The following is a 12,156-nucleotide window of genomic DNA, read 5'->3' on the forward strand; positions in this document are numbered from 1 at the left end:
TCATGGTACGAGAGAATTTATATCCGACCACTTTTTTTGTATGTAAATCAAGAACGGACGCTAGATAACACCAACCATCACGAAGCGTATGGACATATGTAATATCAGCTACCCATTTTTCGTCGTCCAAACGGGCGGCTTATTTTTTGCATATATAAAAAATAAAAAGGAGAGAATTAACAATGGTTAAAATCTTTATTGATCCTGGCCATGAAGGTGTTTTAAATGGTTATGATCCAGGTGCTGTTGCTAATGGTTTAAAGGAAGCTGAATTAACTTTAGCAATCGCACTAAAATTAAAAGATAAATTATTAACTTATGAAAACGTCCAAGTTAAATTAAGTCGTGAAGGGAATAAAAAAATCACACTTGCTGAACGTGCCAAAATGGCTAACGATTGGGGAGCAGATATTTTCCTTTCTATCCATATAAACGCTGGCGGTGGCGTTGGTTTTGAATCTTATATTTACAACGGAAATGTAAGTTCTTCCACAATTGCTTATCAAAATATTCTTCATGAGGAAATTGTAAAAACTACAGGTTGGAATGACAGAGGTAAAAAACGTGCAAACTATGCTGTTCTTCGTGAGACTAAAATGCCTGCTATTTTAACAGAGAATGGATTTATAGATCGCACTACAGACGCGAATAAATTAAAAAATGATAGTTTCTTAGATAATATCGCACAGGGTCATGTTAATGGATTAGTCAAATTGTTTAATCTTAAGAAAAATTCTACACCCTCAGGGATTACTCATATAGTACAAGCTGGAGATACATTATGGGGAATTTCGCAGAAATATGGGGTAACCATTGAACAGATTAAAGAAGCTAACGGATTAATTTCTGATACAATCTATGTTGGTCAGAAATTGATTATTCCGATAGGTGGTAGCGATGTGCGAGATTTTAAGGTAGGTGATAAAGTAAAAATCAAATCTTCTGCTACTCATTATGCAACCGGACAAACAATTCCAAATTGGGTAAAAGGACAAACGTATACGATTCAGCAAGTCAAATCCGATAGGGTGTTGTTGAAAGAGATTATATCCTGGGTTTTCAAAAAAGACGTAGAATAGCAAATATATAAATTTGTAGCTAGATTTCCAGAGCACAAAAACTACGAGGACGCGGATCGGTTAAACTAGGCCACTCATTGTATTATAAAAAAATATTTACCCATTTCTATTTTGGACTTAATCAAAATAAAAATGGTTCGACTGAAACAATTCAACACACATCTTGTGTCTTTGAATGTTCGAAGAACCATTTTTATGAATATTTAATATACACTTTTTTCTATTTACCTTGATTTTTGTTCCTTCTATATTCAGCTATTGCTATTAAAATTCCCCCTATAATAATAAATAAAAAGGATAGTATGTACGATTCCGGGTAAATACGTAGTGTATTTTCGTTTACGAAGTTACCTGAAATATGTACAGCAGAACTCACTAACCTCTCTAAAAAGTACATTAAACACCCAGTTAATAAGAACATTGATCCGACAATATATTGAGTTTTCAATAAAAATTCCTCCATTAATATTAACTATAAAACTTAATTATTTCTAAATTATCTCTTCGCAGCGTTAAGATTTGAATATTATTATAAAAAGATTATGACTCGTTGACAAGATAATGAAAATATTTTCTATATATCCATAATTCACAGAATTTAATGCAGTTTTAAACTATAATGTTTAAATACAGGTAAACTGAAAGGACGATCTTGTAAAAGGATATTTGAAAAGCTAGCTATTTTTATAATAAAAGAGGAGAATGCGCCACCTTATTCAATATAGGAATCATCTTCTGATTACGTAGCCTCTTTTTCTAATGTGTCCTTGACAAGTGTGCCAGTTTAACCCTACTAAAAATTTATTCTGCATCTCCGATTCTTATCCTCATTTCCACTAGGATATAACCTGTTGCTTCGCCGGTTTATGTTGTAGAAACAAAAATTATACAGATAGAAATTTAATACGATGGAACCGTCATATGGATAAAAACCTCTTATGTACTAAAAAAATGCTTTTGTCTAAACATACACAAAAAAATTGGAAAGTTAATTAAAAACAGTCTCTTGGAAAAAGGAGTTTTGTTTTTAAGGAAGAAATTTATCTATATAAAGTGAGTAATGAAAGAAATTGAGAGGGGAATTAAATGGTTAACGGACGAATCGTATATATTACAGGGGCGGCAAGTGGTATTGGTTTACAAGTAGGTGTAGAATTTTTGAAAAATGGTGCAAAAGTTGTATTTACCGATGTAAATGAAGAGAAAGTTAAAGAAGTAACAATGGATCTGAAAAAAGAAGGCTACGATTGCATCGGATTGAAGGTAGATGTGACGAAAGAACAAGAAATTATTGATAGCATTGATGAGACGGTTACAAACTTTGGAAGACTTGATGTATTAATTAATAATGCTGGTTTGCAATACGTGTCTACTATCGAAGAATTTCCGACGGAAAAATTTGAGCATTTGATCAAGGTGATGCAAGTTGCCCCATTTATGGCAATAAAAAAAGTCTTTCCGATTATGAAAAAGCAAAAATTTGGAAGAATCATTAATATGGCATCCATAAATGGCCTCATTGGCTTTGCAGGAAAAGCTGCCTATAATAGTGCAAAACATGGTGTGATTGGTTTAACAAAAGTAGCAGCTCTAGAAGCGGCACAATACGGAATTACGGTTAATGCTCTTTGTCCTGGTTATGTTGATACACCTTTAGTACGTGGTCAATTTAATGATTTAGCAAAAACAAGGGGAATATCGGTAGACAAAGTGCTAGAAGAAGTGTTATACCCGCTTATTCCCCAAAAACGTTTAATAAGTGTTCAAGAAATTGCAGATTATTGTATATTTTTAGCGAGCGATAAAGCAAAAGGTGTGACTGGTCAAGCTGTTGTTTTAGATGGAGGATATACTGCACAATGAGTTTTTAGAGTTAGGTAAGGTCTGATTTCGACCTATTATTGCATCTGTCCAAGTATCAAGTCTAAGGCAATGATATGATTTCTGATTAATATAAAGGGAATCAGTAAAGAGAAAAATAAGTAGCTATTCATCAATGCTCGAAAAAAACTTTGCCCCTCACGCTTAAGTTTTATAAAAAAATAGGTGGATATTGTTACAGCTGAGAACAGTAAGACATAATACCATTTTTCATTGTTAATAATTCGCTTAATATCGAGGCTTGTCCATAAATCTTCTTCGCCTGGTGTATACTCATATATTTTTTCTGTCATCCCAAGGATTGTATATGATTTTATTGTTAATTGATCACCATTTTCTTGAATAATGTTGTAACCATTCGGTACAAAACCGATAAAAAATACAAGGACATAAAAAAATAAGACAACGCCGATCAATGCGGCTAAAAAACGAATGATTTTTTGAACCCATGTTTTTAATTTTTCTTTATTCATTACATTCCTCCTAGAAACTGGTTAATACCATTTTATCAGATTTTAGCGAATCGTCGAAATTCTTTTGAAGAATGAACGAGGGATGTTGTGACGAAGATGAGTGGTTTCTCCAAGATAACTTAGAACTTATCGATATGTAAAAGCATATTATATAAAAACCTGGATTTCGAAGAAAACAATCGAAATCCGGGTTTTTATTGTAAAGTTTTTTGATTCAAACGGAGAGTGAGTAAGAAGTAATAATCGTTAATTTTATATGAAATTTAAACATTTGTGTACGCTTAAATTTGAGAAAGATTCGATGTATAACGGAAAGTTCATTGGTCAAATAAATAAATGATTGTTTTTCTTTTTAAATTTTGATCGATACATTTTCAATAGAACGAATACCATTGCCAATTACCACTTTTAACTATAGTGAACATCATCGGTAACGTGTTGGATCAATTCTTGTAGTTCTTCTTCCTCTATTAGCCATTTTTGCATATTTTCAATATCTACAGAAAACACTCGATCTTTCGTAATGGAAGGGACAATTTGTCTGGCTTTCTTATAGCACTCTTTTGTTGCCGTTGACATTAGATGCGTTCCACGATAGTCCACAGCTTCCATGGCACATATTAGCTCAATAGCGATAACTCTCCTTGTGTTTTGTACCATTTGTAAAGCTTGCCTTGCTGCAATTGTTCCCATGCTTACATGGTCTTCTTGATTAGCAGACGATGGGATGGAATCGACACTTGCAGGGTGTGCTAAAACTTTATTTTCTGATACAAGGGAAGCCGCTGAATATTGCATGATCATCGCTCCAGACTGGAGTCCAGGTTGAGGACTTAAAAACGCTGGTAAATCATTCAGTTGTGGATTAACTAGCCGTTCAATTCTTCGTTCTGCAATATTTGCAGTTTCAGCAATTCCTAGTTTCATATAGTCCATGGCTAATGCGATGATTTCTCCATGAAAATTACCGCCAGAAATAACTTTACTTTCCTTTGAAAATATAAGTGGATTATCCGTCACTGCATTGATCTCAATAAGAAGTTTTTCTTTAACATGCAAAATAGCTTGCCAAGCAGCGCCGAGTACTTGTGGGATACAGCGAAGGGAATAGGCGTCTTGAATACGTAGTTCCCCTTGTTTTGTTATTAAAGAACTATTGGATAAATAAGTGTTCATTCTCATAGCTACTTGAATTTGTTCTTGGTGTCCACGGACTCTGTGTAAATCAGGATCAAATGCATCGATAATTCCTCTTAAACCTTCAATAGTCATGCAAGCAATCAGTTCACTTTGGAAGAGTAACTTTTCCATTTCCAAATAAGCATTGACTCCAACTGCAGTCATCGCTTGTGTTCCATTGATAAGTGCCAATCCTTCTTTTGCTTTGAGTTTAATTGGTGTGATACCTGCTTTTACAAAAGCGCGAGAAGTAGGTATCCGCTGACCTTGATAAAACACTTCCCCTTCTCCGATTAGTACGAGTGCTAGATGAGATAAAGGAGCAAGATCTCCACTGGCACCGAGTGAGCCTTGTTGAGGGATGACGGGATGAATAGACTTATTGATTAAATTGACTAGTTGCTGAACAATGATAGGTCGAATTCCGGAATAACCTTGGGATAATGCATTAGCCCTCAATAATAACATAGTACGGCTAATCTTTTCAGAAAAAATTTCTCCAACCCCGCATGCATGGGATCTAATTAAATTTAACTGTAATTCATCTAAGTCCATATCATCGATCATCACATCACTCAATTTTCCAAACCCTGTATTTATACCATACATAATTTTCTGCTCTTCAATCATTTTTTCTACCGTTTGACGATTTTGTTCTATTTTTGCGATGGTAGCTGGATGAATTTTGACTTTTTCCTTATACCATACAACTCGCTTAATTTCCTCAAGTGTTAATGACTTTCCAGTTAGTATCACCAATTTACCACCTCCAAAACACATAAAAAAGGCGTATAACACTATAAACGTAAGTTAGTGTTATACGCCCCCTGATAGACTAAAAGCTATGGGTCTTTTAATCTTATATATGATTTATTCCAAGACCAATCGACTCATGTTCCAGTCCTTTTACTGGTGCACCAATCGTGCCGTAAAAAGCTACGGCTATCCAATCGCCTTCTTCTCCATTTTTATATGGATTTCCGCGTACAACGGCAAACTGTAATCCGACAGTCCGCAGTACGGTACCTATAAGGTTGTTTCCCCTTGTAACACCATTTAATGCTTCAATTATGGCGTGGTAGATTGCGTGGTACTCCCGGTATAAATTAGGTTGTATTAATTTTTGCTTTTTAGCTGCTGTTTCAACTGCTGCAATAACCGTTTGTGTATCCATGGAGCCAACTTTCCCTTTACAATATTTCCAACCGCGTTTTTGCAAACTTTCTGGGATCTTATAATTATCCTGTAATAGTAGTAAGATTGCTGTTTTGCCAATAAGTTGATTGCGATCTAAGGACATCATATACTCCTTTTCTAATGACTGGTAGCTAAAACAATTTTAAACAATTCTGTAAATTCTGTCAACCAGACCGAACGAATCTAGCCAGTTTAAATTGGCTACTACAGTATAATAGCAGCAATCGAACCGAATATTAGTAATGGGATATTAAAATGGATAAAGGTAGGTACACATGTATCCCATATATGGTTATGTTTTCCATCGGCATTCAGCCCTGAGGTTGGTCCAAGTGTACTATCTGATGCAGGCGAGCCCGCATCACCCAGCGCTCCTGCTGTACCAATTATTGTAGCCGTTGCCAATGTAGAAAAACCTACAGCTGTACAGATTGGGACATATAAAGCGGCTATGATTGGGACCGTTCCAAATGAGGTACCAATACCCATTGTTATGAATAAGCCGACGAGTAACATAATGAAAGCAACTACAAATTTATCACTGTTTTCAAGAATTCCAGTTGTTGCTTGCACAAGGGAGTCTACGGCTCCAGTTTCTTTCAAAATGTGTGCATATCCTGAAGCAATCAGCATTATAAACGCAATCATACCCATCATCGATATTCCATCAGCAACAAATTTTTCTCCTTTTTTAAATGGAACGATATGGAATAAAAACATCAAGATAATTCCAAATAATGCTCCGATCACAAGAGAACTGGTTAATATTTGAACGGCCAATGCTCCGACAATTGCAACAATCGTTAAACCATGCTTTATAGTAAATTTAACCTTTTCTTCAGATGCAGCCATATCAACTGTGGTTTTGTTAGAGGTCGAAGGAATTTCTCGATCCTTTCGATAAGTAAAGAAAATGGCAATTAATAAACCAACAACCATACTAAATCCAGGTACAAGCATTGCCATAGCAACTGAGGAACGAGAGATTTCCATTCCACTGGCACTCATTTCATCTGCAATAATTCCTTGGAAAATAAAACCAAAACCGGCAGGAATCATGATATACGGTGCTTTAAGACCAAAGGTTAAAGCAGTTGCTACGCCTCTTCGATCAACCTTCATTTTGTCAAATAAATGAAGTAACGGAGGAATGAGGATCGGAATAAATGCAATATGAACAGGTATAAGATTCTGAGATAAGCATGCTACACCAGCGATTGTTAAAAGTAAAATTGACCGTTTTCCTTTTATAATTCGTAATAAGCTTTGCACAAGAAAGTTAGTAATACCTGAGTATCCAATCATAACAGCAAAAGTACCCAACAGTATATAACTGAGAGCTGTTTCAGATAATCCTCCCATACCGGCAATAAGCATATTTATGGAATCGACGATTGATAAACCTTCTGTTAAACCTGCAACGATCGCAGCAATTAGAATAGCTAATAATACATTTACACGTAAAAGGCATAATACTGCTAAAACAACTACTGAAATAATCACCGCGTTTAACATATATATTCAACCTCACTTTCTTTTTTATTGTATCTTAAAGGAGAAAAAAATACGCCATTAAAAATCATGCCATATGTCTTTAAAATATACTAGATTGTTATCAATGATTCACCACCTTTTTTTGTAAAAAAATAGGGAACAAATACGAAAGAGAATTGATTCCTTTCGTATTGCCCCCTAATTACTAATAACGATAGGCATATTCATGAAATACGTTTCTTTATATGTATGATTAAAAATTTTGGAATTGCTTACGGATTCATAATGATGGTAAAGCCCCTTATTCGAGAAGTAGCTTTATAAAAACAATATGTTACATATTTAAAGAATATGAACATATATTATGTGTTTATTTTACTTCGTACGAATTCTGTTTTTTAAGTGAAAGGTCTAATATTTTGAGAAGTTTTGAGACTCAAAAGTAAATGATTTTGGTGAAGCGAGTCTTACAATTACAAACAACCCACTTCCCGAAAATCCAAGGACAAGTTATTTAGCAGCCATGAGTATTATCAGAACGGAACGTTAAAAAGAGTGAATGCTAAATTAAAATTAGATAATGATTTAGAAAGGCTGAGTCCTTACGGATTGGGCTTTTTCTATTTATTGGTAATTCTTTAGTAATGTTGATTCTAGCAACATTTATTTTTATAGTATTAAATGAAAGTTTATATATAAACAATTGTTAGGACAAGAGTTGAAAATCCAATTGCTATAATAGACTTATTCATGGTATAAGTGAAAAAGAAAAAAAGCTTAAGCAGAATAGACAAACGAGAGGGTTGAATAAATAGATGGAAAGTAATTTTTGGCATAGTTTACCTCGCCCGTTCTTTATACTGGCGCCGATGGAAGATGTAACCGATGTGGTCTTTCGTCATGTTGTAGGTGCAGCAGCAAGACCAGATGTGTTTTTTACAGAATTTACGAACTCTGAAAGTTACTGTCACCCAGAGGGTAAGAAGAGTGTACGTGGGCGTTTGCTTTATACGGAAGATGAACAACCGATTGTCGCTCATATTTGGGGAGATAAGCCAGAGAAGTTTCGTCAAATGAGTATCGGAATGGCAGAAGCAGGATTTAGCGGATTAGATATTAATATGGGATGTCCCGTCCCGAACGTGGCAGCTGATGGAAAGGGTGCTGGTTTAATTAAAAGGCCAGATGTGGCAGCGGAACTTATTGAAGCAGCAAAAGCTGGAGGACTTCCGGTAAGTGTAAAAACAAGATTAGGTTATACGAATGTTGATGAATGGCGTAATTGGCTAACTCATTTATTAAAACAAGATATTGTTAATCTTTCTATTCATTTGCGAACGAGAAAAGAAATGAGTAAAGTTGATGCCCATTGGGAACTTATTCCGGAGATTAAAAAACTTCGTGATGAAGTGGCTCCACAGACATTATTAACGATCAATGGAGATATACCAGACAGAAAAACGGGATTGGAATTAGTAGAGAGATATGGTGTGGATGGTGTGATGATCGGAAGAGGCATATTTAAAAATCCTTATGCCTTTGAAAAGGAGCCGAAAGAACATAGCAGTAAAGAGTTACTTGATCTGTTAAAATTGCATCTGGATTTATTTGATAAGTATTCGAAGGAATTGGAACCACGACCATTTGCACAATTGCAACGTTTCTTTAAGATATATGTTAAAGGGTTCCGCGGCGCCAGTGAACTGCGTCATCATTTAATGAGTACGAAAACGACCGATGAAGTTCGAAAAATGCTTGATGAATTTGAACGGGAAAATGCTGATGTAATCGGAACCGTATAATTTTTCTGTTGACTGGTTTTATAAAACCAGTCGTTTTTTCTTTAGTTAAAAAAAATGCTCGAGGAAGGGCAGTTATTTGAGGACAAGAGTAAGAAAAGAAGAAGAAATGTCCCCGAAAGCTGTTGCCGAGGACAGAAGCGTTGCATTTTAGTAGGAAAGGTCTTCGAATATAGATTCTTATAGGTTGTTTTCATTTATTTTTTAATAACTTTTCGATATTCCAAAATGGGTAACACGATCGCACATAGTAATGCGGTGTAATATGGTAAGAATTTGATCCCAATCGGTTGATTAAGCATAGTCATTCCGAAAATCCCGAGAAAGCTTGATAATGCCACACCTAAAATAAAGCCACCAAGTAACCCAACAATGATTGCAATAAATATTCTCATATTAGCTCACTACTCCTTTTTTGAAAAATGAATAAAGTTGTCTTTTTCACTAATAGAAAAGATAAAATAACTAGGAAAACCGCAATAATAGGATGTAATGCTCCCAGCCAGCGAAGAATGTTGGTAAAGTTTGCTGTAAAATACATAAAAAATACACCTGATATTAGTCCGAATACATAAATATAGGACCATTGTGGCAATTTTCCAAAATATGAAAGTAAAAATAACAGTACTGGAATATTAAAACCAAATACATGAATAAAGGTTGTATGCTTCATCCAATATATAGGATTTACGAAAATTGCTAAGCCAGCTAAAAAGATTTGTGATAACACTGCTATGAAAAATAAACTCGAAAAAAGTAAAAATAACACACGATTTACTTTTATTAATGTAGAAATTTCTTTGTTATCCAAATTTAAAACCTCCCTTTCAAACTACTTTCAGTTTACAGGGAGGATTTAAACAAATTCTTATTAGATTCTTAAATATTTCTTAAATAGAAACGTAAATCAGTTGTTTTTATCTCATATACAAAGATACAATTCTTTTGCTTTTCTCATTATAATTCAATGACTAAAGTTATAAATGTCATACTCGTTGCCTCACTAAACCTTAGTTTTTAATATGAATAAATGTTGCTTTCGTTTCGTGAATCATAAAAAAGAGCCAAAATCTTATAGATTTTGGACTCTCAATTTCTTTTTTATTTAAAACGGTAACCGACACCCCAAACGGTTTCGATAAATTGTGGATTCGAGGGGTCTTGTTCAATTTTCTCGCGAATTTTTCGGATATGGACAGTCACGGTCGATGTATCACCTAGCGCATCTATTCCCCAAATGCGTTCAAATAAATGATCTTTGCTAAAGACTTGATTTGGATGAAGGGCTAAAAACGTGAGCAAATCAAACTCCTTCACAGTAAAAATTTTTTCTTCTCCATTAATAAATACGCGGCGCGCTTCTTGATCAATAAGTAAACCACGTACTCGGATTTCTTTTTTCGGCTGATTTTGGTTTACTAACCGCTCATAACGGGAAAGGTGGGCTTTAACGCGGGCAACTAATTCATTCGGATTAAAAGGTTTTTCGATATAGTCATCAGCGCCACGATCGAACCCCCGTATAATATCAATATCTTCCTTACGTGCAGTTACCATTAAAATCGGTATTTCTTTTACTTTACGAATTTCTTTACATAATGCAAAGCCATCCATGCCTGGCAACATTAAATCAAGTAAAATGAGATCAAAAGGTTCGTTTATTGCTTTTTCTAACCCTTCGTTACCTGTTGTTACAATTTCACATTGGAAGCCATTCACCTCTAAATAATCTCGTTCTAATTCAGCAATTTCCTTTTCATCTTCGATTATTAAAATCCTCTTCAACGATTTTCACCTGCTTTCGGAAGGGTAAAAAATATACTTGTACCTATATTTTTTTCGCTTTCTGCCCAAACAGTCCCACCATGATCTTCAATAATTTGTTTTACAATGGCTAGACCGATGCCACTTCCTCCCGTTGAGGAGTTTCTTGACGCATCTGTTCGGTAGAATTGATCAAAAATAAAAGGAAGAGATTCTTTTTCGATTCCGCTACCATTATCCCATACAGCTACTTTAATAAAGTCGTTAGTACTGGAAAGTCTGACAGTAATTTTAGGTGTTTCTTTATCCATATATTTTAGGCTGTTTTGTATCAAATTTGTCATAACTCGATGAAGTTGATTTCGATCAGCTGTCACCTTATAATCTAGATCTCCTTCGACAACTAAGGATATCATTTCATTCTTATCTCCTAAATCGAAACGTAGTTCATCAATGTAATCTTGTAAATAGTCTTTTAAGTCAAATTGCATAAAATGGTATTGAACTTTATTTAAACTTAACTTAGAGAATAAAAATAATTCATCAATTAAATGATCCAATTCAGAAGCTTTATTTTCAATTGTATTAATATATCTCTCCATTTTTTCTGGTGTATTAGCGATGCCATCTTTTATCCCATTGATATAACCTTTAATCGAAGTAATGGGGGTTTTTAAATCATGGGAAATACTTGCAATCAGTTCCCGGCGATTTTGTTCATATTTTTTGTTTAGTTCCTTGGTTTCTTTTAATTTTTTTCTCATCGTTTCGAAGCTATTCGCTAGTTGACTAATTTCGTCTTTTCCTTTTATTTTTAAAGAAAAGTCTAAGTTGCCATGAGCAATTTTTTCTGCTGCTTCGGCAAGTTGTTGAATCGGTTGAATAATACTTTTGGATACAAAGTATGTTAACACTCCAATGGTGATTATCAGTACCAATAAAAAGCTAATAAATCGTATATTTAAAAATAACTGCAAATTTTCATTAGGCGCCATATGAAAAATAAAGAGCATAATATTTACAATGGCAATATCAATGAATAAAATTGAGAAGATCGGAATGATAATCATACCGAGGTTCGAGAGAATTAATCGTGTTTTAATAGACATGATTTTCACCGTCCAACGTGCTTTTTTTATCATCATAACCTTTTATGGAGTAAAAAAGAAGGGGCTGTCCAATAAGTCCCCAAAAAAAGAGCGAAATTGAGAAATCCTTGTGTTTCTCAATTCGCTCTTTTTACATTTTCCTGAAAATAGCTTGATATTACCTACAAATTTTAGGAGATTG

The 12,156-nt window shown here is 34.5% G+C and carries 12 protein-coding genes and 2 pseudogenes; 4 read left to right on the forward strand and 10 right to left on the reverse strand.

Going from position 1 to position 12,156, the window contains the following annotated elements:
- Positions 1-124: pseudogene (locus OEV82_RS14985) on the reverse strand (IS3-like element ISBce13 family transposase); the annotation flags it as partial.
- 58 nt (positions 125-182) lie between these two features.
- Here OEV82_RS14985 and OEV82_RS14990 point away from each other — a divergent pair.
- Complete coding sequence (locus OEV82_RS14990; RefSeq protein WP_263062319.1) at positions 183-1,079, forward strand: N-acetylmuramoyl-L-alanine amidase; 897 nt, start codon at positions 183-185, stop codon at positions 1,077-1,079.
- Positions 1,080-1,299: 220 nt separating this feature from the next.
- Here OEV82_RS14990 and OEV82_RS14995 read toward each other — a convergent pair whose 3' ends face one another.
- Complete coding sequence (locus tag OEV82_RS14995; RefSeq protein ID WP_263062320.1) at positions 1,300-1,527, reverse strand: hypothetical protein; 228 nt, start codon at positions 1,525-1,527, stop codon at positions 1,300-1,302.
- 638 nt (positions 1,528-2,165) lie between these two features.
- On the opposite strand from OEV82_RS14995, the gene OEV82_RS15000 reads away from it, so the two are divergent.
- Positions 2,166-2,942 (forward strand): 3-hydroxybutyrate dehydrogenase, encoded by a 777-nt coding sequence (locus OEV82_RS15000; protein WP_263062321.1) that lies wholly within the window; start codon positions 2,166-2,168, stop codon positions 2,940-2,942.
- A gap of 35 nt (positions 2,943-2,977) precedes the next feature.
- Here the strand turns inward: OEV82_RS15000 and OEV82_RS15005 are convergent, their stop codons facing one another.
- The 4 genes from OEV82_RS15005 to OEV82_RS15020 form a co-directional block, all read right to left on the reverse strand.
- Positions 2,978-3,433, reverse strand: coding sequence for a hypothetical protein (locus OEV82_RS15005; protein ID WP_263062322.1), 456 nt, complete (start codon positions 3,431-3,433; stop codon positions 2,978-2,980).
- Between the two features lie 408 nt (positions 3,434-3,841).
- Positions 3,842-5,371 carry a histidine ammonia-lyase gene (hutH, locus tag OEV82_RS15010; protein WP_263062323.1) on the reverse strand — a complete coding sequence of 510 codons (1,530 nt, stop codon included), beginning with the start codon at positions 5,369-5,371 and terminating at the stop codon, positions 3,842-3,844.
- A gap of 100 nt (positions 5,372-5,471) precedes the next feature.
- Positions 5,472-5,912, reverse strand: a complete 441-nt coding sequence (hutP, locus tag OEV82_RS15015; RefSeq protein ID WP_263062324.1) for a hut operon transcriptional regulator HutP — start codon at positions 5,910-5,912, stop codon at positions 5,472-5,474.
- A 101-nt stretch (positions 5,913-6,013) separates the two neighbouring features.
- Positions 6,014-7,324, reverse strand: a complete 1,311-nt coding sequence (locus OEV82_RS15020; RefSeq protein ID WP_173657824.1) for a Na+/H+ antiporter family protein — start codon at positions 7,322-7,324, stop codon at positions 6,014-6,016.
- A 439-nt stretch (positions 7,325-7,763) separates the two neighbouring features.
- Here OEV82_RS15020 and OEV82_RS15025 point away from each other — a divergent pair.
- A pseudogene (locus OEV82_RS15025) lies at positions 7,764-7,853 on the forward strand (aspartate dehydrogenase); the annotation flags it as partial.
- Positions 7,854-8,118: 265 nt separating this feature from the next.
- Positions 8,119-9,105: a tRNA dihydrouridine synthase gene (locus OEV82_RS15030; RefSeq protein ID WP_263062325.1), complete on the forward strand. Its 987-nt coding sequence runs from the start codon at positions 8,119-8,121 to the stop codon at positions 9,103-9,105.
- A gap of 194 nt (positions 9,106-9,299) precedes the next feature.
- On the opposite strand, the gene OEV82_RS15035 is transcribed toward OEV82_RS15030, so the two are convergent.
- From OEV82_RS15035 to OEV82_RS15050, 4 genes are all read right to left on the reverse strand, one after another.
- Positions 9,300-9,497 (reverse strand): DUF5957 family protein, encoded by a 198-nt coding sequence (locus tag OEV82_RS15035; RefSeq protein ID WP_263062326.1) that lies wholly within the window; start codon positions 9,495-9,497, stop codon positions 9,300-9,302.
- On the reverse strand, positions 9,494-9,913 hold the full coding sequence (locus OEV82_RS15040) for a DUF6220 domain-containing protein (RefSeq protein WP_263062327.1): 420 nt from the start codon (positions 9,911-9,913) through the stop codon (positions 9,494-9,496). The genes OEV82_RS15035 and OEV82_RS15040 overlap by 4 nt, the downstream gene beginning before the upstream one ends.
- A 290-nt stretch (positions 9,914-10,203) precedes the next feature.
- Positions 10,204-10,887, reverse strand: a complete 684-nt coding sequence (locus tag OEV82_RS15045; RefSeq protein ID WP_263062328.1) for a response regulator transcription factor — start codon at positions 10,885-10,887, stop codon at positions 10,204-10,206.
- Positions 10,884-11,975 (reverse strand): sensor histidine kinase, encoded by a 1,092-nt coding sequence (locus tag OEV82_RS15050; protein WP_263062329.1) that lies wholly within the window; start codon positions 11,973-11,975, stop codon positions 10,884-10,886. Before OEV82_RS15050 ends, OEV82_RS15045 begins: the two co-directional genes overlap by 4 nt.
- Positions 11,976-12,156 lie beyond the last annotated feature (181 nt).

The organism is Pallidibacillus thermolactis (genome assembly GCF_025660415.1).
Classification (GTDB): Bacteria; Bacillota; Bacilli; order Bacillales; family Caldibacillaceae; genus Pallidibacillus; species Pallidibacillus thermolactis.

Excerpts from the sequence above, each read along its gene's own strand:
- OEV82_RS14990 (WP_263062319.1), top strand. The coding sequence starts at position 183 with ATGGTTAAAATCTTTATTGATCCTGGCCATGAAGGTGTTTTAAATGGT.
- OEV82_RS15000 (WP_263062321.1), top strand. The coding sequence starts at position 2,166 with ATGGTTAACGGACGAATCGTATATATTACAGGGGCGGCAAGTGGTATT.
- OEV82_RS15005 (WP_263062322.1), bottom strand. The coding sequence starts at position 3,433 with ATGAATAAAGAAAAATTAAAAACATGGGTTCAAAAAATCATTCGTTTT.
- hutP (WP_263062324.1), bottom strand. The coding sequence starts at position 5,912 with ATGTCCTTAGATCGCAATCAACTTATTGGCAAAACAGCAATCTTACTA.
- OEV82_RS15020 (WP_173657824.1), bottom strand. The coding sequence starts at position 7,324 with ATGTTAAACGCGGTGATTATTTCAGTAGTTGTTTTAGCAGTATTATGC.
- OEV82_RS15030 (WP_263062325.1), top strand. The coding sequence starts at position 8,119 with ATGGAAAGTAATTTTTGGCATAGTTTACCTCGCCCGTTCTTTATACTG.
- OEV82_RS15035 (WP_263062326.1), bottom strand. The coding sequence starts at position 9,497 with ATGAGAATATTTATTGCAATCATTGTTGGGTTACTTGGTGGCTTTATT.
- OEV82_RS15050 (WP_263062329.1), bottom strand. The coding sequence starts at position 11,975 with ATGTCTATTAAAACACGATTAATTCTCTCGAACCTCGGTATGATTATC.